We start from the raw sequence: 23,155 nt of genomic DNA on the forward strand, positions 1-23,155 counted from the left end.
ATTATCAAACTCAATGTTGTGAGTGTTTCAAAGTTAAAAATCAGTGAAATGAGTAATCCTCCCACTAGAATTATTAAGTCTATGATTGTCAGACCAATAAACTGAGGCGAGGACTTTAAATATTTCGGGTAATAAAAAATCATCCAATACCTCCACCAGAAATTCCTCTTAACGTCGTCACAATTGTTGGTGCTAAAAGCACAACTAAAATTCCAATGACGGCGAGTGTGACCTTTTGTCCTCCCTCTTGCTTTCCAAGTGCCAGATAGGTTCCGGCAACGGCTAGAGCAAAAATACCGAGAGATAAACCAATCTTCACGGCTTCATTACCAAGTCCATCGGCCGTACCTTTTAATGAGGCGGCCATGGCCCAATTAGAAAAGACAAAGGGTAGTGCTAGTGGCAAATATTTTATTTGCTTCATAATGCTCCTTGATTACGGTTACTATTAAGAAAATGTTTTAATTATAAAAATTCTGAATCACGCTACTCACGCCAAAAGAAATCTCTTGGTAATAGGCCCCTGAATCAATCAGACTAAATTTGTATGCATAGCCTCTATTAGCGAGATCATTAATGAGCCAAGATATTTCTCCAATCTCACGAGTCTCTTTAGAAATTTGAGTTTTGTATTTTTCAGCGACAGCAGGCGTATTAAATGGGCATCCGCCAACTCCTCGCCAAAATCCTCCCATATCGACTAGCTTCACTCCAAAAAAATCATTACCAACAAAGGCCCTCACTCTTAAAGATAATGAGTTTTCATCAAAATCGTTTAATTCTTTAATCTTATTGATGTCCTGAATCGTTAAATGAGTTCCGATCTCTGTCTTATAAATTGAAATCTTCTTTTCTTTTAGAAGATCTTTAACAGAAAAAGCTTCGCCGTTAACTACTAGGTCGAGCTTCTCTCCTTCACCAGTTAAGTCTGGTGAAAAATTAAACGGCTCATTGTAATCTTTGAAAGTATTTACAAGCCATGAGCAGTTCATCGCGAGCTGAATACAGTTATTTCCACAAGAACCACCAGGACGACTAAAATTCTCTGTAACTTTAGTAATCTCTCTTCCAAATCTACTTAATGGTTTTAATTGAATATCAATTCTTGAATTTGGAGTTACGTTGCCAATTGGAATGATTGACTCATTTTTATTTGAATCAACTTTTTCACGGTAAGAATAAATACTCTCTTGCTGTTGCTCAGAAAGATCGCTACCTGTGATGTAGGCCAAGACAATTCGATCTTGATTAATAAAGCTATGATCAAGGTAATTTTTTTTAAGTTCGTTAGTCATAACAAACCAATTTCCGAGTTTATCCTTGTCCTGAACTTCCCTAAGATGGGTAAATGTGCCTAGATTGTTTTCGAATTGACCTATTTTTAACAACTGATCATTTTCAATTTTATAATTACGATCAAAAACTGTTTTTAATATATTTTGAAAACTAATTCCCTCACTTGTGCTGGCAACATAATAAAGTTTTTCTTCGAGAGGAGTTTCAAGAAGTACCGGCAATGACTTTGCTCGTACAGATGCCAAAAGAGTTTTATAACTTGTTCCCTTGTCTGGAATTACGTAGTCATCCACTTCTGAAATAATGAATTCACCACGTTTAAAGAAACTGTCCTTTAAAAGACTTAATGGAGCGTTTTCAATTACTACGTCGAATGTTTCATACACTCCCCCTTGAAAATGCCTCTCAACTAAAGTCGAACTTAATATTTCATAATTTTCAGTATTATGATTCAGATAATAGAAATTAAGTTTTAAATCCTTAATCTCTTTGAATAATGGTGACTCCATTAATCTCGCCTGATTTGATAGAGTGATCTTAATATTATCCACCTCAATTCCACTATCAAGAATTGTCCTGAACTCTAAGGCTTTTTGGTTGAAGAACTTTGGATCTAGCTCAGGATAACTTACCCAGGAATAATCTTTTTCTTCGATCTTTCCTGATGAGTGACTTGAAAAGCGTCCGAAACTCGCAGCCGCTCTAAGAGCATGCGAGCGCGCAAATACTTTCCCTACCCTGAACTTATAGTCAGGATCAGTATCATTAACCTTTGTATCAACGACAAAACTTACAACTTTATCACTACCAATCTTATGATAAGAAATTTCAATTTTATAGTTTTGCAAGAAACGAACTTTCAAATCTGGTAAATCTGCTAAGAAAGGATTTCGTCCTACATTTAATTCTTCTTGATCTATAACTCCATCACCGTCGCTATCACCATTCGGATCAATTTTAAGTTCTACTGTTGTACTTGTTTGAGTTGTTGTGCTAGCACTGTCTTCATTTTTGAATGCACATGATCCAAAAAATAAAATAGATGCCCCTGCCAAAATAACTTTTAGCTTTTTCATAATATTCTCCATATTTTTTTTAAGATTCTAGTTTTCTAAAAGTTCTTTCGGGTTTATATATGAAAGTACCCCTTGATTTACTGAATCACTTGATTTTCTATTCACATGATCTTTTAGTTCCGTAATCATTTTCTTAATCTCTAAGGCCTTTGCAGAGGCCTTAGGATTTTTTCTAAGTTCCGTGGGGTGAATCGCACTTAAAGTCTCTTCAATCTTCTGAATAATTTTTTTCATCTTTTGCTCCTTAAATTTTCAACATTGCTTGATGAAGCTGTTGATAGTTGTTAGTGAATGAAACATTTGTCACAAGTTCTTTGATTGACAGCATTCCAAGCAACTCTTGAAATTCAAGTCGAATTCTCTTGAGTTTTCTCGATAGAAAATAATCCATAAAATCTCCAATGGTGATTAAGGCCATTATTGGCCGAACAATTTTGAATGTTATTAGTTTTAAAAAATTAGGTAGCATCATTAAAGTTTTCCTAGTGACAAATAAATTTTGCCGTTTAAAAAACCGCCTGATGCTTTTCAGGTAGGTTGTAAATGTAAAATAACTCTTAGTGAGTTTTTAAATTAAATTTGAGAGACTTGTTGATTTCAATTCGTTCTGAGGCCTGTCCTTGTCTTACAAAAACTCTAAAGTCCCCAAACTCAATATTAAACTCTCTGACTAAGAACTCTAAAGCCTCTTTTATAAGCTTACTTCGCACAGCGCAAGCATTAGTACCCTCTTGCTTATTAGCTAATTTAGCGAATTGAATATCTTCCATTTAATAGCTCTCTTACTAGTTAAGTCCTTAATTCATCTCTCCCCCTTGTTCTATAAATTAATCTTTTGACCGTCAAATTATTTTGGTTGACTTTTTTTCGCTAAATTAGCTAATTTGAGCGCCATGAACATTGAACATATCCAAATTGGGGAACGTATAAGGAAAGCTCGTCTTGCAAAACAGATGAAGCAATCCGATTTAGATATAGATGCAGAACTTCCTCGCACGGCCATATCAAAAATCGAATTAGGAAATAGAGGAATCACGACAAGTGAACTTGTAAGAATAGCAAGAGCACTTGGTACTCCAGTGGATAGTTTAACGGGAAACAATGAAAGCTTTATCTACAATGAAGAAATTAAAATTGTAGAAGCTCTTCGTGAAATTCCTTTTGAAGATTATAAGAGAATTTTAACCATGCTTGAGGCATCCGTTTACTATACGGCTAAAGACTCTGATGAAATTAAAAAGATTCAATTGCAAGACTTAGTTTCAAATCTTGCGGCATTCACTAAATTTGATCAAAGACCTAGGCCAATTCAAAAATCAACACTAGAGACTAAAACTATAAAGAATAGACAACTACACTGAGGTATATATGAAAGAAGAAAAAAACTACGAACAAGAACAATCGCCAACTCCATCGGCCTTCACTCAAAAGGAAGTAAAAGACGTACCAAGTGTTCGTCTATCTCCCGAGCAAATTGAAGAAATTCACTCTGACGAATATTCTTTGACACTTTTTTATGCAACAAGAATGCAGCCACTTTCACTAGGTGAAATTAAAAGACAATTTGTTGAGACTGAGCCCAAAAAAGCTGAATCAGTTATGGAGAGATTCTTAAAAGTCGGTCTCATTCATAGAACTGATGACAGTAAATTTTATTCAAATTTTCCTCATAATTATATCAATTACTCTGATTACCGCTACGATGGTGATCTTGAAGCTAAAAAAGATGCAAAAGTTTTTAGCCTAATGAAAGAGCAAACAGGTAAAAAAGAGTATTGGAGAGATAAAACGTATTTCTCAATTGATGCTTTCTTTACAGATGAACAAAGTAAAGAAATTCAAGAAATGTTAAAAGAGGTAAAACTTAAAGCGAAACAATTTGCCAACGAGAATGACAAACTGACATCGAAAGGCATGAAATTTAGAAGATTCAAGTTTTATGATATGTTCTGGATGTTAGCAATATTCACCCTGACTTTTACTCTTTCAAGTATTCAAAATTCTAATAATGCCTTCGCCAAAATTGGAGGCAATGATCCTGTCGGGATGGCTTTTATTTCAAAAAATATTGGTCAATCTTATTCTACTAAATTTAGCGGTGGTGGTGGAAACGACCCTACAGCTAACCATGTTATTATTGATCCATCAGATACAACAGGTGGTGGAGGTGGCCATGATCCAGAAAATCATTCAATTGGATGTAATGTTGTAATTGAAAATATATCTTACGAAGGCATTTTAGATATTGACTCTAGCTCGTGCTTAATTTTGAATGAGTACTAGTTAATGGATTCAACAAATAAAGCAAGATTAATACTTGGATTAAGAGGCTACGGGGCGATGCTGTTTAGTATCGCCGCTTCTCCGGTCCTTTATAACGCTGGAATAAGCTTTAAAACCATCTCACTTGGTTTTGGGTTTCTTTATGTCGTTCTTGCTTTGTTTGAAATCCCTACAGGTATTTGGGCCGATTTATTTGGTGCTAAAAAATCTTCGATAATTGGCGGAATAATCCAAGCCTTATCTCTTTTCTTATTTTTGCTAGCTAAAGACAGCACTTTAATAGTGATTTCGTGTTTCATCCTTTATGGAATTGGTTCAAGTTTTATTTCTGGTGCCTTATCTGCTCTTTTGTATGCTTCGGCAAAAGATCAAGAAAAGGATAAATTCAATTCAAGCAAGTATTTTTCAATTATAGAGAAGACATCCGTTGCCAGTTATATTCTAGCTAGTGCTTCTGTTGGCTTTTTATCAAAATGGTTGGGCCTTTTCTCTTTTTCAGTAGCAGGGATAATATATTTGATTGCTGTCTTTATTGTTGCAGTAAGTATCCACGAAGAAATTATTAATAAAACTCACAAGAAACTTTCCGAATTTATTAATCAGGCCATTTCAGGTTTAAAATACATTGGATCGAATAAAGATTTAAAAATTCTTCTACCAATAAGAATGCTGAATCAAGTAGAAACGATTCTGGGTATTTTGTGGCTTCCATGGATAAAAACATTAGGCGGAAGTGATCTATGGTTTTCCGTTTTAGCTACTGGTTCATATTTATCAAGATATGCTGTTAATCATTATTATTCAAAAAAAGTGAAACCTTCATCATATATGCCTCGAATTCATGCCTCCCTCTTAATTATGGCCGTAGGTGCCTCTATATGTGCCCTTACAAGTAATGTCTTCGTCGCTTTAATAGGCGTTTGGATAATGGCCGGAGCACGAGGAATTTTTCTTCCCGCAACTCAAGCGATTCAACATGATTCTTTTCCGGACGAGATCAGATCGACAGGTCTATCTATGATGAATTTTTCTGTTGAGGCGATGATTGCTATTAGTTATTTTATAAGTAGCTCTTGGATAGATAATTTACACGCAAATGCAGCTTGGTGGATTTCAATGGGAGCATTCTTAATATCTGTATTTTTAGTTATAAATTACAAAGATAAATCAAATGCAAACTAGAAACCTTGGCGATGGCTCAGGTAGCAATAAAAAATCAATCGACTTTAAAAGTTAATGCTTAAGTATTTACTACTATGCATGATTAAATGCAATTTTTTCAGACAATTATGAATTGCTACAATTATTATTCTTACTAAAACAATTATTAAGTCCATCACACATGTACAAATGTAAGTACTCCTTACCTGAAGTCCTTATCTATGACTAAAATTTAAATTGTGCTCCAATTCCTGCTTTGCTTTCTGTCAGCATTAATCCAACAGACCAAGACCATGCCCGTTGGTACATTAAAGTAATTTCAAATTCCGTTTTCTTCTCTTGTCTGAAGGTAAAATCAACATCTGAAAATATATATTTACTCCATTGAAATTTCTTACTCAAATCAAGTCGAAACTCTTTATTGTTATCCACTAGTAAGGTTGTATCTAGCAAGAAAGGTAACGTATAACTGAATCCAACATTGCCATATAACTCTTTATCAAAAAGACTTCCACCTAAAATAAATTTTGAATAATTATTTAACCATCTTTTATAGAACAAATCACCTTCTGTTTCCCATGAAGATTCTTTCCTGACTTCTGCCCTTAACTCAATATCATTACGTGTATTCATTAGGTTTAATTCAAATTCACTATGGCCAGTAGAAACTTCGAAAGATCCTCTATGATATAAATGGTCATGAAGATGCGGGTCATGTTTCTGGTAATCTTTTATCTCATTACTAGGTACAAATGTAGAATACTTTACAACTCGTGCCATACCTGTTTTTAAATGATACAGGTTATGACAATGCAACATCCACTCCCCTGGCTCATTAGCTAAAAACTCAATAGTTCTATTCTCAAATGGTGGAACATCAATAGTATGCTTGAGTGGAGAATTGTCCCCAAACTTATTTAAAACTCTAAAAAAATGTCCATGAAGATGCATCGGATGATTCATCATTGTATTATTTATAAAGGTAAAACGTATTACTTCATTTTCATTTATTGTTAGCGTTCTTTCTTCGTTTATTGCCTTACCATTGATAAACCAAACATAACGATTCATGTCTCCATCTAAGGCCAAGGTAATATCTTTCCTGATGAGATTAGTCGCAAAAGAAGTTTTCTGAGGTGATTCTAAATCTTTTGAAGTTAAAGTATTCACTACCTCTTCTTTTCTTTTCGTTGAATTATTCATAGGAGATTCTTCCATATTCATTTTTGAATGATCCATGGGCGCTGTTGTATCCATGTTCATCTTTGAATGATCCATAGGCGCTGTTGCATCCATGTTCATCTTTGAATGATCCATAGGCGCTGTTGCATCCATGTTCATCTTTGAATGATCCATAGGAGCTCCATCCATGTTCATCATTGAATGATCCATTGGGCCCATTGAACCACTCATCGCCATATACATATCTGGTTGTGATCTTACAGGTGAATAAACTTTCTCACCTTTTCCCAGCCAAATAGAGGTAGCTCCTAAACCATCCATTGAAGTTGCTTTAAGTTCAAAATTTCCATCCCTAGGAACTGTAAAAGAAACATCATAAGTTTCAGCCATACCAATAAAAATTTCATTGGATAATTTAGGTTTAATATCTGACCCATCAGCAGATATCACATTCATGGGTCGATTCCCCAAAGTAACATAGAAATAAGTTGAAGCTGCTGCATTTACTAATCGAATACGAACCCTGTCTCCAGGTAGAATGTTTTCCGCTTGTGAATTATTCTTTCCATTAATTAAGAAAGTATCATAACCCACATCAGAGAAATCCATTCCTCCCATTCGATTCCACTCATTACTTAAATAAGATGTTAACGATTTTGCCTTGATGGCCCCTAACCATGATCTCATGGTCCCTTTTTTATAAGTGTAATAATCACCATCTTTCTTGAGATTTTTTAAAATGTCCGAAGGATTTTCATCGCTCCAATCACTTAAAACAAGAACTAAATCTTTATCATATATTTTAGTTTCAACTTTAGGATGAATAACAATCGCCCCATACACTCCCTTTTGCTCTTGAACATTAGTGTGGGAATGGTACCAAAATGTGCCATGTTGTCTGACTCTAAATTTAAAAATAAATTTTTCGCCTGGTTTAATTGGAGGTGTATTTACATAAGGCACACCATCCATAAGAGGGTCTAATAAAATACCATGCCAATGTAAGGAGACCTCATCATCAGGCAGGTTATTTTGCAACGTGATTTCGGCATCGTCTCCTTCAGTAAATTCAAGTGTAGGTGCTGGAATTGATTTGTTAATCATAATTGAAAAATCAACTATTTTTTTACCACTAAGATTGATTTTCTCTTTAGAAGCTATAAGTTCATACTTAACTGTTTTAGCAACAACGGAATGAGAAATTAAAAAAACAAATAATAGAAGAGCGGCTTTTTGCATTTTATTAACCTTATTTATAACTGCTTAAATTTCGATGATCGTATAATACTTTAACCATTTTATTGACTTCGCATAACTCTTTTGTGTAAAAGCTACAAACTCATTGCAACCCTACCCCCCCTAGGGTATAAGGTAAACTTAAGATATTAATAAGAGAGACAATAATAATGAGTAAGAAAAAAGTTATCACTAAAAAGAGTAGTAAAGAAATGCATAATCATCATGCACACCCTGATCACACTAATCATCTTAAGCAGCTGGCGCGTGTCAGAGGTCAAGTTGACGGTATAGAGAAAATGATTAAAGAAGGGCGCTATTGCATAGATATTATTAATCAGCTGAAAGCAATAAGTGCTGGGGTAAAAACTATTGAATCTGCTATTTTTGAAGCCCATTTGAAAAGTTGTGTCCAAGAAGCCTTCGCTTCAAATAATTCAAATGAAATTCAAGAAAAAATTAATGAAATCAATAAACTTGTTTATGGCTCAAAATCAAAAGGTTAAATTATGAAATTAAGTTACAGAATTTTCTTATTTTTACTCGTCATAACAACCTCAAATGTTTATTCAGAGGTCGCACCAAACATAACTCAAAATGAGCTTCAATTTTATCGTGATTTGACCTTAAAGATTAGAAACACAGCTGAATTTAAAGTTCCCATGATTGGCACAGATCAATCTTATTCATATCAACTAGAGTTTGCTGATCCCGTCTATAAAAACCCTGTAATTGGTGATCTCCCCTTGGGAAATGAACCTACAAAATTTTATCGTCAATTTTGGGATAGAGTTATGCTAAAAGATGGTTCACACGCAATGATCAATGGTGAGGAAATTCCATTAACTTGTATTTTTATAAGCGGTCAAGATAATCGTAACTCAGGAAATATTGACCCACGTTTCCCTCAATTTATTATGAAAGTCTATCTAGTTGCTAATGACTATTCTTGTGTTGGCCCTATTAACCCAGGATTTCCAACTACTGGTGGCAAAGAAGAAGCTTGGGATACGTATCTCTATTTTGAAATAAAAGACCCCACAATAATGTTACCAGTTGAATCAAAAATTCGTTATAGATGGAATGAATTTCATTCTGTTCTTGTTAAATAGGACTTATATGAAAAAGATATTCTTTGTTTTGTTTTTTTTATTTTCGCATGTTCTGAATGCAGAAGTTGTTTGGCACCCTTCTCCACCAGAAGCCTATAGATTAGGTGAGGTATATCCAGAAGCTCAAAGATTACTTTTTGCATTTGATTATGGCCATGCGCTTGTTTACGAGACTCTAATTCTAAAGAAAGGAAATATTACCAATCCTAAAGAATTAGAAAAAGAGTTATTGTCGAAAATTTTTAGTATCCTAGAAAATCCACCATATATAAAAGTTGATGAAGCAGATATCGCTCCAAGCTATGTGTATAAATTCCCTTTGATCATTAATTTATTTGACTGGTCACACATGCTTCATCAGTTTGTTTTGGACGTACTTGCGACTTCGGAAGATCGCGGACCTAAAATGATTGAAAGAGTTAATCAAATTTATGAAAAATATAAATCTAATAAACCAATCCTTATAACAGATGAATGTAAGTCAATGTTGTTCATGGATGGACATTATTTTTCAAAATCTTTTAGAAGGACATTTCCAAGTTTCAATCTTTTAATCTGGAGCTATCATTGGTTTCAAATTAGATTGTATGAAGATCTTTTGCTACCTACAAAGATGGAAAGAGATGTATCTGTGGCAAATACAGTAGCACAATTCAAACAATTGATCTCTAATCTTCCCGACTCTGCCGATTTCGACATGATGCCTGAAACAGCAGTTGAAGCTCCAACATTTGCAAAACTTTTTCCTAAAATTCCTGCGGCATTTGATAATAATCATATGTTACATGACATTGTCTCTGACATGATCACTTCAGATAAAGTTCCATTGGGAAAATTAAGAGGAGAAGCACTTCGCATGGGACGTATGGCACAAGATCCAGAAGCATTTAAAACAATAAACTGTAGTCAGAATAATTAACAAATAATTGATTTTTTTCATTCGAATCAGATTCAAAATTAATAAACTAAATAGGAGCAAACATGAAAAATTTAAAAAAAATCCTTCTTTCCCTTGCTGTTTCGGCTTTTGCTACATCTACATCTTTTGCTGCAGTTGGAAATGCAAAAGTCGTAGAGCTAGGCTGTCACCGCCTTGAGCGCTTAATTACTCTAGGAAAAGTTGATGAATCATTTCTTAAAAAATTAAAAACTCTAGATCTTGTAATTCTTAGTCCAGCAAAACCAACTGATCCATCATTTCAAGTTACTGCTGCACAGTACGCTGGGGCCGATGGTACAACGAAAAAAGTTGAAATGATGATGGATGCTAACGGAAAAGCAATTACTCAAGTTATTAAGGAAGGAACTGAATCTGACTCAACTCCTGAATGGGGTGATAAAGATGCTATTTCTTTAATTGAGCAATCACTTCACTACGTTGAAGAACATACTTCAGAGCATATTGAATTAAGGCCATTTCAGGTCGGTCTAAAATCTCTTACTTTAATGCAAGTTTCGAACGCTCAAGGAATTAAAGTAGCTAGAATTGAAATGACTTCAACTGCAACAACACAAAAACTTGAAGTTAATCTAAATGAAAATGGTTCAGTAGAGTTTACTAATATTGTTAACGAATAGGCTTATTATGATTCGCGAGAGACTTAAATTAATTTTCATCTATGGGATTTTTTTAGGTCTCTATAGTTGCAGCTATCGAAATGAAAAGAAAACTAATTTCGAAGTTATATTTAACCCGGCCATGCTGGAAAAAGTTTCATATCAAATGGTCAATCAGCAGGTTTTTTCTCAAAAATGCATATCATGTCACGGTGACTCTGGTGGTGTGAATCTTGAATCTTATTCATCAGTTCTAGGTCATCTTGAAAAAATCAAGCAAAGCACTATAAAAGATCGATCAATGCCAAAATCACCTTACCCAAAGCTTACAGAAGCAGATTTAATTCTACTGGCCACCTGGATACAAGCAGGAGGCCCTGAAACGGCGTTAGATGGAAGCACGCAACCACCAGTTCAAACAGAACCATTAAAACCTACATTTAAATCTATTCAACAGAATATTTTACAAAAAAAATGTTTAATCTGTCATTCGCCTGGCAACGAGGCAGAAAGAGTTACTCTTAACAGCCCAGAAGAAATGATTGACTCGCCTTATGGGATCATTGTCCCAGGCGAGCCCGATGAAAGTGGGCTTGTACTTGTCACATTACCAGCAGCGAGAAAGCTAATGCCGCCACCTAAGTCAGGATTTGCGGCACTAAAACCAGAAGAAATAGAAATTGTTAAAGATTGGATCGCCAAAGGCGCAAAGGATTAAAAAAATGAAGCATTTAAAATCAACCTGTATTTGTATAGCCTTGATATATTCAACGACTTTGCTAGCACAAGCAGAGAAAATAACAGTTGATACAAAAAATTCGACTGTGGAGTTTTTAGCAACGGGAAGTCCAAGTGCCATAAAGATTAAAGGAGAAAAGGCTAAAGTTGATGGAGATATAAAAATTGAAAACAACAAGCTTCAAGCAATATTAAAGGTTGATCTTAATTCATTTGAAACTGGCATGGAAATGCGAGATGAGCACATGAAGGAGAATTACCTTCAAACGGACAAAGCTGAAAATAAATTTGCTCAACTAGAAATTCAAAACTTAAATATTCCAATAGAATACTGGAAAAATAGTAAAGAACTTAGACTCGATTTTTCAGGTGAACTAACTCTTCACAATGTAAAAAAATCAGTAGCTGGAAAAATTTTATTTCCTCCTTTTAAAAAAGATTTATCTATAAATACCATTTCAGAATTACAAATTAAGCTTTCTGATTACCTAATCAACATACCTTCTTTTGCAGGCATAACAGTTGCTGAAAATGTCAGCATTATTGTGAAACTGCCAATGGTAGTAAGTATTAAATAATGAAATTTTTAACTTTCTCAATATTTATTCTATTTACGCCAAAAGCTTTTTCTTACAGTGAACTTTCAAGACATGGATACGTAAACTGTACGACATGCCACTTAAGTCCTTCTGGCGGAGGATTATTGACTCCATATGGCCGAGAATTGTCAAAGGCTGCCCTTAGCACCTGGGGGGCAAAACAAGAACAGTATTTTGCTTATAATGCTTTTCCAAAAATTTCGAAAAGTGATCAAATTTTAGTTGGCGCCTATATCCGCGGATTACAGGCCTATAGAAAAGACGATCAGGCCGACGAAGCAAGAGCTATTCTTATGCAAGCTGACGCTGATATAGCTTATAATGCCCCCGATTGGGCAGTAGTTGGATCTATAGGAAGGCAGGAAATCAGAAAAGGTCTTGATAGCGATTCCAGACTTTTCAGTCGCAGACATTATGGAATTTATAGAATAACGTCAAATCATCAACTAAGGGCCGGAAAATTTCTCAAATTTTATGGTCTAAATGATCCCAACCACCAGCTTTATGTCCGCCGCCTTTTAAACTTTGGATTTGATTCGGAGTCTTATAATTTTGAATATTCATATCAGGGAGAAGCTCTAAATCTTTTTGCAACTGCCTTTAAAGGCAACTTTAAAGATAAATTTTCATTAGCAAAAGAGAAAGGAATCTCACTATCAGCAAGTTACTTTCTTTACGACAAGCAAAAGCTAGGACTCAGCCTTTATAATGGGGCAGATAATCTATCACGAAGAAATGTCTACGGGATATGGGGGATTTTTTCTTATCATCCTCAATTCTTCTCAATGCATGAGTTCGACCTACAAAATAAAACAATAAAAAGTCTCAACCAAAAACAAGATGGTTTTGTTACTTCAAATAAAGTTAATTATGAACCAGTAAAAGGTATTATTGGTTTTTTAAATTATGATTTAAGTAATTTAAATCCACGCTCAGTCAGTTCTAAGAAATCAGCTTATGGCAGTGGTCTGCAACTTTTTCCACGTCCACACTTTGAAATTATTACGGCTTGGCAAAAAGAAGAAATCATTAATTTAAAAACAAAATCTGATCTTTATTCACTTTTAGTCCATTTCTATCTTTAAACAATATTACGATTGGAGAATTAAAAATGTTACAGAATTTGAAAAGCTTACCTATTATTTTAGACTTAAGAAAAATACTCTTTGAGAGCAAGTTTTCCTCAGATATCAATGTTAATTACTTTAGAGGTGTTTACAGATCATTTGAGGAAGCCAGACTTTCATCTCCAAAAACAAAACCTGTTGGTTACGACAATACAGAAGCAGCCGGACTTTATAAAGAAAGAACTCGTAAGATATACTCCACTGATTATCCCGTTTTATTTTGGATGGATAAATTTAAATTAGATATTAAGAAAGTTTTTGATTTTGGTGGGCATATCGGAATTCACTACTATTCATTTTCAAAAATTCTAGATTTTACTAATATCGAGAACTGGACAGTGTGTGACGTTCAGAGTGTAGTTGAAGAAGGCAGAATCTACTCAGAGCAAAAAAACGCTAAAGATTTAAATTTTGTTACAGATATTCAAGATTTAGAAGATCAAGATCTTTTTCTCGCAAGTGGATCTCTTCAATATTTAGATTGGGAACTTCATAATAAACTCAGTGGATTAAAAAAACGTCCTAAAATATTAATTATCAACATGCTCCCTTTGCACAATTCTCTCAGCACGATAACACTTCAGAGCATTGGAACTTCATTTTGTCCCTATTACATTAGAAATGAAGATGACTTTATTCAAGGCCTAGAATCAATCGGCTATGAATTACTTGATTTATGGAGCAATGAAGAAAAAAAATGCAATATCGCTTTTGAAAAAGAAAGATCTTTAAATTTCTACAGAGGCCTTGTGTTTCACTTAAGATAATACAACTTTTTAGCTTAGGAAAATTTATGAAAATTATTACTCTCTTATCAATCCTATTTATTGGTACTCTGGCCAATAGCGCAAAAGCATCTCCTATTTTCCTATGTCAAAGCGAAGACAATTTAGTCCAATTAGAAATGAGGCCACTTGAAAAAACAAATTCTTCAAACTACACAGTTGAAAATATTGTTCGACGTCCACAAATACCAGACACCTACTTTAGAGCTTATCCATTATCGTTAGGACCTGGTCTCGTTTACAAAAGCAATATAGAACCTGGATTTGATGGACCAGAGAAAGACGATGGCCCAATTGAGGGTTTTAGGCTTACATTTCCAAATGGATCAGGAATCACACAAAAACAAACAATCAAAGGTAAATTGGTTATTCGTCAATATAAGTATGCAAAAAAGTTCTTTTGCGACAAATATGAATCTCCTACCATCCCAAGAGATGAAAACGATGAATTTGTAAAAAAGCATAAATGTAAAAGATGGGATCTCGTTCGCCAACCACTTAAAACGGAAACTAAAACAATTAAATGTCAGGTATTAGGAAAAAATGATTACGAAGATTTTTGTACAGGAAAATCGACAGATGAAATTCAAAATATTTTATTTTCTGCCTCACAAAAGAAGCAACCTGATTTGGTTGAGCAAGCTTTAGGATGTGAAGCTGATATCAATGCAACAGATACCGATGGCTGCACTCCACTTATGATGTCTGTAGCAGACAACCTTTCTACCTGCGCAGCAACTACCGAGCTAGATCCTGATTCTTGGCGCTCAGTGAAGAGTCGTCATCTCTTCAACTCACTTGCCTCTAATGGCGCATATATTGATACTCAAGAAAGTACAACAGGTGAAGCAGCTATACACAAAGCAGTTAGATCTGGCCGCAAAGATATCGTCAAAGACATGGCCTTACTTGAAGCTGATTTAAATATTCAAGATAACAATGGGACAACAGCACTCATGATCGCAGCAGAAAATCGTGACTCGAACTTAATTCGCGTCTTAGTTGGAAGTGATGCAAAGTTAGGTTTGAAAGACAATCAAGGAAAAACTGCCTATGATCGCGGTGAAAAACTTCCATCCAATATTCGAGAACTATTACTTGAGCCAAAATTAATTTTAACACTAGAAGGAAGAGATGATGGCAGCTGCACTCCCTTAAACTTTGACGTGCCTGCTGGTCAATTTATTAAACTTAACTTAAAAGCAACCGCTGGAAAAATGTTTTTACTGAGTATTCCCCAAATCGGTATTTCAATAATGGCCGATAGTGGAAAAGCAGTAACCAAAATAATTCGCTTTGATAAGGCGGGTACTTTTACAATTAAATGCGGTGTTCACGGTGGAAGAGAAAGTAATGGTAAAATTATTGTGAAATAATTATAAGAGGGGCAATGAAATATTATTCAATTGCCCCTTCTGGCCTGAGTCTTATATTAATTAATCTATTGAGTTCACTTTAGATTCTTCCACACTCAAAATATACTCTACTTTATGCTCAATGAGATCTTTTCTTGCCTCTAAATAATCAGCTGTCGCTTCATTTAATGAAAGAGCTTCCTTTAAACCAAGTCTAAATTCAGAGAATGTTTTCTCCATAATCTCCTTGGAAAGTTCAACTTTTCCTTTAGATATTTCAATCATGCTTTTTAAATGATCCAATTGAATTTCAATTTTTTCATCTGCTGATTCAAGCTCTCGTATTTGGCTTTTCTTCTTCAGCACTGCCGCTTGGTATTCAATCTTTTTCGTTTGATCTTCTATTGAGTCAACATTCTTTTCACTAAAAATTGGAAGTGTTACCCTTAAGCCTATCACTTGTTCTTCATCACCCTCATCTAAAAATTCACCATTTACATGATTCGTAAAAGACTTTTCAGCGTATAGGTTTACTCTAGGCATTCTCCATAATCCACTCACTTTTTTCTCAGCATTCAAAAGCGATTCATTCGATTCGACAATCGCAAGATCGATTTTTTTAGTAGGAACTCTATAGTTAAACTTTGAGATATCTAAATCACCTACAACTTCAATTTGTTCATTCCGATCTAAAGAAAAAATGGTTCTTAAATTGCTATAAACAATTTTCAAGGCATTATCTTCTTTCACTCTCTGCTCTTTTAACGATAATTCTATCTTTTTAAAAATAAGCTCTTCTGATTTAGGACTTAGCCCACTTGCAACTTTTTTTAATATAAGCTCTCTATTGTTTTTATTAATTTTTTCATGCTCTGCTAAGATTTTTATGTCTTCCAAAATTCTCAAAGCTTCAAGGTAGTATTTTTTAGCTCTGAAAACATCTTCGTTATATGATTTCTTAAATTCTAATTTATTGGTCTCATAGCTAAGATTATTTATTTTATTTTTCTCAACATCCCTAAAACCATTAAAAAGATTAAGATTAGCAAACACACCTGCTGTCGGAGACTCATGAACTTTTTTCAATTCTGAGTCTTCACCTTGAGCATATAAAGAGACTTCTGGAATAAATGTCGATGCAACAGAACTAATGCGTACTTTGGAGGATTTAACGGACTCCTCCCTAACTCTTACTTCGAGGTTAGACTCAACAAGCTTTGCAATTTGATCGTAATCTATAATCATATGTATTCCTTTTTAGGTATTAGTTCTCAAGAGGAAAAGTAACTTCCTCGTCTTTGCCATTAAATTTAACGACTACATTTAACTTGAAATGTTTCTCTTTTTTTAAATCAGTTGTCACAGTTAAATTTGTTGCATGAGATTCAAGTTTTAAAGGTATTTTCTTTCCCTTAACATCAGCATAAGCAGTTACTGGAAATTTGGGTGAGACCAAGTTTTTATACTCATGATCTGTAATATATATCTCTATACCTTCGTCTTGAACAACTTCCACAAAAACATTTTTAGATTTCTTTACAATACCACCATGTAAACTTTTGGCCATTCCAGCATCATGCCCTTCATGTGCATAAAGCGATAAGGTAGTTAAAGTTAAAATAGTAACTAATGCCATTTTTTTAAAACTCATCTGAATCTCCTTGTGTGTTTATTTCTAAAGCTTTTTTACCGAAATTATAAAAAATAACTGGTGTAACAATGATATCCAATAGTGTTGAACTAAGTAGGCCGCCAACAATCACCACTGATAATGGATAAAGGATTTCTTTTCCTGGCTCTCCACGTGCCATTATGATTGGTATAAGAGCTAGTATTGCAGTTAAAGCCGTCATAAGTACTGGCACTAGTCTTTCTAATGAACCTCGAATAATCATTTCCTTATTGAAAGTTTCCCCTTCATATTTCACGAGATGAATATAGTGAGTAATCATCATAATACCATTCCTACTCGCAATCCCACATAGAGTTACAAAGGCCACTAAGCTGGCCAGCGAAAAGGTTTTGTCTGTTAGATATACAGCGATGATACTTCCAATTAGAGCTAAAGGAATATTGATCATAACCTGTAGTGCAATCATTGATGATTTGAATTGCATATATAAAACTACAAAGACACCTATTACCGCTAAAGCACTCAAAAGCATTAATAACTGCATACCTTTCTTTTGAGATTCAAGTTGACCATCGTAGTTTATAAAATATCCTTCTTTTAATTTAAGATTCTTTAATTTCATCTCAATTGCACTTACAACTGTTTCAACATCTACATTTGACGTGTTAGCAGAAATAACAATTCTCCTTTGAGCATTTTCACGATTAATAACGTTAGGCCCTGTGGCCTCATAGACCTCTGCGACTTGAGCGACTCTAATTTTTGATCCGTCTGGGAGAATTTTAATAACCGTATTTTCAATTTTTTGAATATCTGAACGAGAAGCATCATCAAAACGCATGAAGATATTAAAATATTTATTGCCATCAAATAGCTGAGCTACAACCTCCCCCTTTAATGCTTTCTCAAGCCCGTCTGTAACTTCACCTACGGGTAAATTATATTTTTTTGCCATATCACGCTTAAGCTGAATTTTAATCTGAGGTATTAAAACTTGTTGCTCAACTTGCAAATCAACCAATCCATTTACATCTTCGAGTAGAGTTTTCACCTCATATCCTTTTTTTCTTAAAGTGTTTAAATCTGGACCGTAAATTTTGATGGCGATAGCTGCTCTCACTCCTGAAAGTAAATGATCCAATCTATGCGATATTGGTTGACCGATGTTAAAAACGACACCATCAATTGTTTTTAATTTCGCTCTGATATCATTTAAAACTACTTCTTTTTCTCTTATTGCTATTTTTGAATCTTCTTTCTTTTTAAAATCAACATCCAGCTCTGAAGAATGAACCCCTTCAGCATGTTCATCTTGCTCTGCTCTCCCTGTTCTACGAGAAACTGAACTCACTTCAGGCACAGATAAAATTAATTTTTCTGCTCTTTGTCCGATTGCATTTGATTCTTCTAATGAAATTCCAGGTTGGGCAAGGAGTCCGACAACTGCCGTTCCTTCGTTAAACTTGGGAAGAAAATCTTTTCCAAGTTGCGGCACTAATGCAAGTGAAAGGAGAAGCATAATGGCCAGTGAAGATAAAACAGTCCATGGCCTATCAAGTGTTTTATCTAGAATTTTTCTATCATATTTTTTTAGAAATCTGACTAAAAAGCCATCTGGTTTTTCAAGTACATCCGACTTCCCTAGAAAAAATGAACATAATACCGGAGTAACTGTAAGAGAAACAAATAGTGAAGCTATTAGCGAAACAATATAAGAAATCCCCAATGGAATGAATAATCGCCCTTCTAATCCGCCAAGGAAAAATAATGGAATCATTACTAAAACAACAATGACTGTTGCAAAAACAATAGAGTTTCTAACTTCTGAAGAGGCTTCATATATGACTGTCAGAACATTCTTTTTTTGTTCTGCATTTTTATTTTCTTTTAATCGCCTTAAAACGTTCTCAACATCAATGATAGCATCATCAACTAGCTCTCCAATGGCAATCGCCAAACCACCAAGTGTCATTGTATTAATTGAAAGGCCAAAAAACTTTAAAACAATAAATGTGACCACGAAAGATAATGGAATTGCAGTCAAAGTAATGATCGTTGTTCTTACGTTCATCAAAAAGAGTATCAGTACGATAATAATAAAAATTCCTGCATCTCTTAATGCCTCTTCAACATTTGTAATTGAATTTTTAATAAAATCGGCCTGCTTAAATAAGTGCGGATGAAGCTTAATTCCTTTTGGCAAAGTTTTTTGAATACTATTTAGAACTGTATCTATATTTTCAGTTAAATCAATTGTGCTAGCACCCGGTTGCTTGGCAATACTTAGAATAACCCCTGGTCCTCCATTAATCCCTGCATCTCCTCTTTTGATTTGAGAATCAATTTCAACCTTAGCAATATCTTTTACAAGAACACTTTTTCCTAGGTGAGTTCCGACAACAGTCAATTCTATGTCTACAACATTTTCAGCTCTGGCCAAATTCCTTATTAAATACTCTTGCCCTTCTTTATTTAAATACCCACCTGTTGTATTTTGACTAATTTGATTAAGATTTTTTTCTACATCATCTAAATTTAATTGGTAAAAATTTAATTTATCCGCTGAAATTTTAATTTGATATTGTTTGACTCCACCACCGATGGAAATGACTTGAGAGACACCTGCAATGCTTAATAAGCGCGGCTTTATAACCCAATCAGCATAGGTTCTTAAGTCAACGGGCGTGAGTTTTTCACCTGATTCTACATCCAGAGACAGTCCAATCAACTGAATTTCACCCATGATAGATGATATCGGTCCCATCACTGGTGTTACAGTTGATGGGAAATGCTCCTTTGCCTCAATCAATTTTTCAGAGACAAGTTGCCTATTCTTAAAAATATCAGTCCCCCACTCAAATTCGACATAAATGACTGAAAGTCCTACACCTGAAGTTGATCGTACTCGGTTAACACCGGGAAGACCGTTTAGTGCATTTTCTAAAGGAAGTGTAATTAAGGTTTCTACTTCTTCAGGGGCCATTCCTTCAGCCTCTGTCATAATATTCACTGAAGGTCGGTTTAAATCAGGAAACACGTCTACAGGTAAGTGAGCAACGATGAAGCCACCATAAATTAGAATTGCTACTGATAAGAAAACAACGACAAGTCTATTCTTTAAAGAAAATTTAATAATTGAATTTAACATATTATCCTTAATTATTTATGGCGTTCGATAAGTTGAATGAGTTCGCTTATTTTTTCTTTGGCCTTATTTTCATCTTTATGATGAATAGCTTCACTTACACAACTGTCTAGATGAGTTTTTAAAATTGATTGCTCAACGGCCTGGAGTGCTGCCTTTGCTGCTCTTACTTGAATTAAGATATCAGGGCAGTATTTACGATCTTCAATCATTTTTATAATGCCTGTGATTTGTCCATTGACTCTCTTAAGTCTAACTGCCTCTTTTTTATGATCTGGATGGAGCTTATGCAGGCACTCTTTTTTAGCTGGACTTAATTTAGATACAGTTTTCTTCAATTTGGTCACAAAATTCTCCATCTGTGCGTATTCTTAATAAAGGTATCGAAATCATTACAATACCCCCCTGGGGTGTCAATATTAAAAGGAATACGCTATGAGATTCAAAATTGTGACATTTCTTTCTATTCTTCTCGTTTCCAATAATTTATTTGCACATGGTATGAATAAACATGGTCCTCATGGAGGATTTATAAATATGCCTGGTGCTTTTCATACAGAATTAGTTGATAAAGGCCTTCAAATGAATGTCTACTTAATCGATATGAGTTTTAAGAATCCGACTGTAGCTAACTCATCTGTAACGATCACATATAAAGGTAATAAGACAACCCAAGTAAGTTGTACTAAAGAAAAAGATTACTTCGTTTGTGAGAAACCTAGCGAGGGATTGAAGAATGTTGATAAAATTTCAATTAGTGCAGTAAGAAATAATAACAAGGCCCGTGATGCTGTTTACAACGTCCCTCTTAAGTTAGAAAAATAATTGCAAAGCAGAGAGTGTAAAAAACCAAAGCTAGGTAGGTATTACCTTCCTAGCTTAAAAATTATTAATGGGGCATTTTAGCCATCTCAGCACAGCTATCTGCACATTTTCGACAAGCCTCAATACATTCTTTCATGCTTGAATCGCCAAGTGCTTCACAACTATCAGCACATTCAGTGCAAACTTTAGAGCACACACCACAAACATCTGAATGAAACTTTGAATTCAGCATCATAAACTTTGCCGAAGTATTGCAAATTTCTGCGCATGACTTCAATAGTGCGAGATGATTAGAATCCTTATGCCCTATTTCCGTAAAACATCTTGTTAATGTTTCCTCGCAAATTTTAAAACAACTAAGACAATTTTGAATACATTGATCCATTTCAGGATTTTTTTGTTTTTTTGAATTCGTTTCCGTTTGTTGAACTTGCATAATTATCTCCTATATTAAGTTTTGTTGGTTTCAATATTGCAAGTCTTAGTCCAAGAAGTTACTTGGCAAACCAAATTACAATTCAACAAAGTCAATTTTACAATTTTGTTTTTATATGGAGATACTGTGATGAAATATAGGAAAATTAATTTACTAGTCATACAAAAACTAAAAAACTTTATTATTTTTGTAGTTGTATTCACAATCGTAAATGCGCTTGCAAATGATAAGAGTATCGAAGGCAGCGTGTGGGTAGCGAACGAAGATGACAATAGTATAACAATTATTAATGCTAGAAATAATAAAGTACTCACTACACTTACGGAAATTGAAAGCCCTCATAATCTGCAAGTCTCACCGGATAATAAAACCGTTTGGATAGTCAGTGGTCATAAGGCCTTAGCAATCGCCGTCGATGTTAAGACATATGCTCTCAAAGGAGTTGTGGCCACAGGGAAAATGCCTGCACACATAATCATTTCACCAGATGGAAAAAGTGTTTACGTGACAAACGGCGAAGATAATTCTGTCTCGATAATCGATGTAAGGACAATGAAGGCAATTTCAACAATCCCTACTGGTAAGCAACCGCATGGATTGCGCACTAGTCCTGATGGCAAATGGATCTATGTCGCGAATGCAAGTGGTACAACAATTAGTGTTATTGAAACAGCTTCAAATAAAAAAATTGCTGACATTGAAGTTGGAAAAAAACCCGTGCAAGTAGGGTTTTCACCTGATGGAAAGTATGCATATGTTTCATTAAATGCAGAGAATGTTTTAGCAAAAATTGATGTTTCTAGTAAAAAAACAATCGCAAAAGTAGCTGTAGGTGTAGGGCCAATTCAAGTTTTTGTTAGTCCAAATAATAAATATATATTAGTGGCCAATCAAGGAACTGAACAAAACCCAAGTACAACTACTAGCATTGTCGATATTAAAACGTTTACTGTTGTAAAAACTGTAAATACAGGCAAGGGAGCACACGGTGTTGTGATTGAATCCTTAAGTCGATTTGCATACATCACTAACATGTATGAAAACACGATTGCGATCCTTGATCTTAAAACACTCAAAATTGTGGCATCTACTCCTACCGGGATCAAGCCTAATGGAATTAGTTATTCACGATATACGCCGACTGCTACCTCATCATCCAATATTGCAATTAAATTACCTGAGATGAAATCATCGAATGAAATAAATATGAAACACTAACTATCCTTTCCTAATGAATGGATCAAAATTGGAGATAAAATGAAAATAGGAAATTTAAACCACCTACACTTGAAGCTTGCTTTTGCACTTGCGATACTGTTCTCATCCATTACATTTTCCGCTGACAAAGAAATGAATAAAATGAATAAAATGAATGGAATGGAAACCAAAAATATGGATATGAATAAAATGCATACGATGATGAAAGAATGCATGGCAAAGCAAGAAGACGATAAAATGTGCCATAAAGAAATTATGGAGAAATGTGAAAAAGGAATGAGTATGAATAAATGTAAAGACTTGATGAACAATATGAAAAAATAATTTTAGCAATTTTGAATAATAGGAATGAAATAAAGAAGTTCTGTGTTTCCATTATTCAAGGATAATT

26 protein-coding genes are annotated in these 23,155 nt (G+C 34.5%); 15 read left to right on the forward strand and 11 right to left on the reverse strand.

Going from position 1 to position 23,155, the window contains the following annotated elements:
* Nucleotides 1–139: 139 nt before the first annotated feature.
* The 5 genes from SHI21_RS19625 to SHI21_RS19645 all read right to left on the reverse strand — a co-directional run bounded on the left by SHI21_RS19625 (nucleotide 140) and on the right by SHI21_RS19645 (nucleotide 3,142).
* Nucleotides 140–424: a hypothetical protein gene (locus SHI21_RS19625; protein WP_323578863.1), complete on the reverse strand. Its 285-nt coding sequence runs from the start codon at nucleotides 422–424 to the stop codon at nucleotides 140–142.
* A 37-nt stretch (nucleotides 425–461) separates the two neighbouring features.
* The gene (locus SHI21_RS19630; RefSeq protein WP_323578865.1) at nucleotides 462–2,372 is read right to left on the reverse strand and encodes a hypothetical protein; all 1,911 of its coding nucleotides are present in this window, start codon (nucleotides 2,370–2,372) and stop codon (nucleotides 462–464) included.
* A gap of 27 nt (nucleotides 2,373–2,399) precedes the next feature.
* Nucleotides 2,400–2,606: a hypothetical protein gene (locus tag SHI21_RS19635; RefSeq protein ID WP_323578866.1), complete on the reverse strand. Its 207-nt coding sequence runs from the start codon at nucleotides 2,604–2,606 to the stop codon at nucleotides 2,400–2,402.
* Between the two features lie 10 nt (nucleotides 2,607–2,616).
* Nucleotides 2,617–2,763: a hypothetical protein gene (locus SHI21_RS19640; RefSeq protein ID WP_323578868.1), complete on the reverse strand. Its 147-nt coding sequence runs from the start codon at nucleotides 2,761–2,763 to the stop codon at nucleotides 2,617–2,619.
* A 166-nt stretch (nucleotides 2,764–2,929) separates the two neighbouring features.
* A complete protein-coding gene (locus SHI21_RS19645; protein ID WP_323578869.1) occupies nucleotides 2,930–3,142 on the reverse strand; it encodes a hypothetical protein in 213 nt (70 codons plus the stop codon).
* Nucleotides 3,143–3,265: 123 nt separating this feature from the next.
* Here SHI21_RS19645 and SHI21_RS19650 point away from each other — a divergent pair, with 123 nt between their 5' ends.
* Genes SHI21_RS19650 through SHI21_RS19660 form a run of 3 tightly spaced genes read left to right on the forward strand, consistent with a single transcriptional unit; the run spans nucleotide 3,266 to nucleotide 5,837 of the window.
* A complete protein-coding gene (locus SHI21_RS19650) occupies nucleotides 3,266–3,733 on the forward strand; it encodes a helix-turn-helix domain-containing protein (RefSeq protein WP_323578870.1) in 468 nt (155 codons plus the stop codon).
* A gap of 7 nt (nucleotides 3,734–3,740) precedes the next feature.
* Nucleotides 3,741–4,655 (forward strand): hypothetical protein, encoded by a 915-nt coding sequence (locus SHI21_RS19655; RefSeq protein WP_323578872.1) that lies wholly within the window; start codon nucleotides 3,741–3,743, stop codon nucleotides 4,653–4,655.
* Between the two features lie 3 nt (nucleotides 4,656–4,658).
* Nucleotides 4,659–5,837 (forward strand): MFS transporter, encoded by a 1,179-nt coding sequence (locus SHI21_RS19660; protein ID WP_323578873.1) that lies wholly within the window; start codon nucleotides 4,659–4,661, stop codon nucleotides 5,835–5,837.
* A 204-nt stretch (nucleotides 5,838–6,041) separates the two neighbouring features.
* Here SHI21_RS19660 and SHI21_RS19665 read toward each other — a convergent pair whose 3' ends face one another.
* Nucleotides 6,042–8,237, reverse strand: coding sequence for a multicopper oxidase family protein (locus SHI21_RS19665; protein ID WP_323578874.1), 2,196 nt, complete (start codon nucleotides 8,235–8,237; stop codon nucleotides 6,042–6,044).
* 167 nt (nucleotides 8,238–8,404) lie between these two features.
* Between SHI21_RS19665 and SHI21_RS19670 the strand changes: the two genes are divergently transcribed.
* The 9 genes from SHI21_RS19670 (at nucleotide 8,405) to SHI21_RS19710 (ending at nucleotide 15,528) form a co-directional block, all read left to right on the forward strand.
* On the forward strand, nucleotides 8,405–8,740 hold the full coding sequence (locus SHI21_RS19670; RefSeq protein WP_323578875.1) for a metal-sensitive transcriptional regulator: 336 nt from the start codon (nucleotides 8,405–8,407) through the stop codon (nucleotides 8,738–8,740).
* Between the two features lie 3 nt (nucleotides 8,741–8,743).
* Nucleotides 8,744–9,346 carry a hypothetical protein gene (locus tag SHI21_RS19675; RefSeq protein ID WP_323578876.1) on the forward strand — a complete coding sequence of 201 codons (603 nt, stop codon included), beginning with the start codon at nucleotides 8,744–8,746 and terminating at the stop codon, nucleotides 9,344–9,346.
* Nucleotides 9,347–9,353: 7 nt separating this feature from the next.
* Nucleotides 9,354–10,265, forward strand: a complete 912-nt coding sequence (locus tag SHI21_RS19680) for a hypothetical protein (RefSeq protein ID WP_323578878.1) — start codon at nucleotides 9,354–9,356, stop codon at nucleotides 10,263–10,265.
* Nucleotides 10,266–10,327: 62 nt separating this feature from the next.
* Entirely contained in the window at nucleotides 10,328–10,924 is a 597-nt protein-coding gene (locus SHI21_RS19685) for a hypothetical protein (protein ID WP_323578879.1), read from the forward strand.
* Nucleotides 10,925–10,931: 7 nt separating this feature from the next.
* Nucleotides 10,932–11,621, forward strand: a complete 690-nt coding sequence (locus SHI21_RS19690; RefSeq protein WP_323578880.1) for a c-type cytochrome domain-containing protein — start codon at nucleotides 10,932–10,934, stop codon at nucleotides 11,619–11,621.
* 4 nt (nucleotides 11,622–11,625) lie between these two features.
* The gene (locus SHI21_RS19695) at nucleotides 11,626–12,219 is read left to right on the forward strand and encodes a YceI family protein (RefSeq protein WP_323578882.1); all 594 of its coding nucleotides are present in this window, start codon (nucleotides 11,626–11,628) and stop codon (nucleotides 12,217–12,219) included.
* Nucleotides 12,219–13,325, forward strand: a complete 1,107-nt coding sequence (locus SHI21_RS19700; protein WP_323578883.1) for a hypothetical protein — start codon at nucleotides 12,219–12,221, stop codon at nucleotides 13,323–13,325. Before SHI21_RS19695 ends, SHI21_RS19700 begins: the two co-directional genes overlap by 1 nt.
* Nucleotides 13,326–13,351: 26 nt before the next feature.
* Nucleotides 13,352–14,134: a methyltransferase, TIGR04325 family gene (locus SHI21_RS19705; protein WP_323578884.1), complete on the forward strand. Its 783-nt coding sequence runs from the start codon at nucleotides 13,352–13,354 to the stop codon at nucleotides 14,132–14,134.
* 26 nt (nucleotides 14,135–14,160) lie between these two features.
* A complete protein-coding gene (locus SHI21_RS19710; RefSeq protein ID WP_323578885.1) occupies nucleotides 14,161–15,528 on the forward strand; it encodes an ankyrin repeat domain-containing protein in 1,368 nt (455 codons plus the stop codon).
* 60 nt (nucleotides 15,529–15,588) lie between these two features.
* Here the strand turns inward: SHI21_RS19710 and SHI21_RS19715 are convergent, their stop codons facing one another.
* From SHI21_RS19715 to SHI21_RS19730, 4 genes are read right to left on the reverse strand one after another with little or no spacing between them, the layout of a single operon-like run.
* A complete protein-coding gene (locus SHI21_RS19715; protein ID WP_323578886.1) occupies nucleotides 15,589–16,752 on the reverse strand; it encodes a TolC family protein in 1,164 nt (387 codons plus the stop codon).
* Between the two features lie 19 nt (nucleotides 16,753–16,771).
* On the reverse strand, nucleotides 16,772–17,158 hold the full coding sequence (locus SHI21_RS19720) for a hypothetical protein (RefSeq protein WP_323578888.1): 387 nt from the start codon (nucleotides 17,156–17,158) through the stop codon (nucleotides 16,772–16,774).
* A complete protein-coding gene (locus SHI21_RS19725) occupies nucleotides 17,148–20,288 on the reverse strand; it encodes an efflux RND transporter permease subunit (protein WP_323578889.1) in 3,141 nt (1,046 codons plus the stop codon). The genes SHI21_RS19720 and SHI21_RS19725 overlap by 11 nt, the downstream gene beginning before the upstream one ends.
* An 11-nt stretch (nucleotides 20,289–20,299) precedes the next feature.
* On the reverse strand, nucleotides 20,300–20,632 hold the full coding sequence (locus SHI21_RS19730) for a metal-sensitive transcriptional regulator (protein ID WP_323578890.1): 333 nt from the start codon (nucleotides 20,630–20,632) through the stop codon (nucleotides 20,300–20,302).
* A gap of 88 nt (nucleotides 20,633–20,720) precedes the next feature.
* Between SHI21_RS19730 and SHI21_RS19735 the strand changes: the two genes are divergently transcribed.
* A complete protein-coding gene (locus SHI21_RS19735) occupies nucleotides 20,721–21,110 on the forward strand; it encodes a hypothetical protein (protein WP_323578891.1) in 390 nt (129 codons plus the stop codon).
* Between the two features lie 64 nt (nucleotides 21,111–21,174).
* Here the strand turns inward: SHI21_RS19735 and SHI21_RS19740 are convergent, their stop codons facing one another.
* Complete coding sequence (locus tag SHI21_RS19740) at nucleotides 21,175–21,546, reverse strand: four-helix bundle copper-binding protein (RefSeq protein WP_323578892.1); 372 nt, start codon at nucleotides 21,544–21,546, stop codon at nucleotides 21,175–21,177.
* A gap of 129 nt (nucleotides 21,547–21,675) precedes the next feature.
* On the opposite strand from SHI21_RS19740, the gene SHI21_RS19745 reads away from it, so the two are divergent.
* Both SHI21_RS19745 and SHI21_RS19750 read left to right on the forward strand, forming a co-directional pair.
* Nucleotides 21,676–22,764 (forward strand): YVTN family beta-propeller repeat protein, encoded by a 1,089-nt coding sequence (locus tag SHI21_RS19745; protein WP_323578893.1) that lies wholly within the window; start codon nucleotides 21,676–21,678, stop codon nucleotides 22,762–22,764.
* Nucleotides 22,765–22,803: 39 nt separating this feature from the next.
* Entirely contained in the window at nucleotides 22,804–23,088 is a 285-nt protein-coding gene (locus SHI21_RS19750) for a hypothetical protein (RefSeq protein WP_323578894.1), read from the forward strand.
* Nucleotides 23,089–23,155 lie beyond the last annotated feature (67 nt).

The organism is Bacteriovorax sp. PP10 (assembly GCF_035013165.1).
Taxonomy (GTDB): Bacteria; Bdellovibrionota; Bacteriovoracia; order Bacteriovoracales; family Bacteriovoracaceae; genus Bacteriovorax; species Bacteriovorax antarcticus.

Coding starts and splice junctions, on each gene's coding strand:
- SHI21_RS19670 (WP_323578875.1), top strand. CDS start 8,405: ATGAGTAAGAAAAAAGTTATCACTAAAAAGAGTAGTAAAGAAATGCAT.
- SHI21_RS19650 (WP_323578870.1), top strand. CDS start 3,266: ATGAACATTGAACATATCCAAATTGGGGAACGTATAAGGAAAGCTCGT.
- SHI21_RS19645 (WP_323578869.1), bottom strand. CDS start 3,142: ATGGAAGATATTCAATTCGCTAAATTAGCTAATAAGCAAGAGGGTACT.
- SHI21_RS19690 (WP_323578880.1), top strand. CDS start 10,932: ATGATTCGCGAGAGACTTAAATTAATTTTCATCTATGGGATTTTTTTA.
- SHI21_RS19735 (WP_323578891.1), top strand. CDS start 20,721: ATGAGATTCAAAATTGTGACATTTCTTTCTATTCTTCTCGTTTCCAAT.
- SHI21_RS19695 (WP_323578882.1), top strand. CDS start 11,626: ATGAAGCATTTAAAATCAACCTGTATTTGTATAGCCTTGATATATTCA.
- SHI21_RS19630 (WP_323578865.1), bottom strand. CDS start 2,372: ATGAAAAAGCTAAAAGTTATTTTGGCAGGGGCATCTATTTTATTTTTT.
- SHI21_RS19640 (WP_323578868.1), bottom strand. CDS start 2,763: ATGGATTATTTTCTATCGAGAAAACTCAAGAGAATTCGACTTGAATTT.
- SHI21_RS19665 (WP_323578874.1), bottom strand. CDS start 8,237: ATGCAAAAAGCCGCTCTTCTATTATTTGTTTTTTTAATTTCTCATTCC.
- SHI21_RS19660 (WP_323578873.1), top strand. CDS start 4,659: ATGGATTCAACAAATAAAGCAAGATTAATACTTGGATTAAGAGGCTAC.
- SHI21_RS19675 (WP_323578876.1), top strand. CDS start 8,744: ATGAAATTAAGTTACAGAATTTTCTTATTTTTACTCGTCATAACAACC.
- SHI21_RS19725 (WP_323578889.1), bottom strand. CDS start 20,288: ATGTTAAATTCAATTATTAAATTTTCTTTAAAGAATAGACTTGTCGTT.
- SHI21_RS19680 (WP_323578878.1), top strand. CDS start 9,354: ATGAAAAAGATATTCTTTGTTTTGTTTTTTTTATTTTCGCATGTTCTG.
- SHI21_RS19705 (WP_323578884.1), top strand. CDS start 13,352: ATGTTACAGAATTTGAAAAGCTTACCTATTATTTTAGACTTAAGAAAA.
- SHI21_RS19720 (WP_323578888.1), bottom strand. CDS start 17,158: ATGAGTTTTAAAAAAATGGCATTAGTTACTATTTTAACTTTAACTACC.
- SHI21_RS19685 (WP_323578879.1), top strand. CDS start 10,328: ATGAAAAATTTAAAAAAAATCCTTCTTTCCCTTGCTGTTTCGGCTTTT.
- SHI21_RS19750 (WP_323578894.1), top strand. CDS start 22,804: ATGAAAATAGGAAATTTAAACCACCTACACTTGAAGCTTGCTTTTGCA.
- SHI21_RS19710 (WP_323578885.1), top strand. CDS start 14,161: ATGAAAATTATTACTCTCTTATCAATCCTATTTATTGGTACTCTGGCC.
- SHI21_RS19745 (WP_323578893.1), top strand. CDS start 21,676: ATGAAATATAGGAAAATTAATTTACTAGTCATACAAAAACTAAAAAAC.
- SHI21_RS19655 (WP_323578872.1), top strand. CDS start 3,741: ATGAAAGAAGAAAAAAACTACGAACAAGAACAATCGCCAACTCCATCG.
- SHI21_RS19635 (WP_323578866.1), bottom strand. CDS start 2,606: ATGAAAAAAATTATTCAGAAGATTGAAGAGACTTTAAGTGCGATTCAC.
- SHI21_RS19625 (WP_323578863.1), bottom strand. CDS start 424: ATGAAGCAAATAAAATATTTGCCACTAGCACTACCCTTTGTCTTTTCT.
- SHI21_RS19740 (WP_323578892.1), bottom strand. CDS start 21,546: ATGCAAGTTCAACAAACGGAAACGAATTCAAAAAAACAAAAAAATCCT.
- SHI21_RS19715 (WP_323578886.1), bottom strand. CDS start 16,752: ATGATTATAGATTACGATCAAATTGCAAAGCTTGTTGAGTCTAACCTC.
- SHI21_RS19700 (WP_323578883.1), top strand. CDS start 12,219: ATGAAATTTTTAACTTTCTCAATATTTATTCTATTTACGCCAAAAGCT.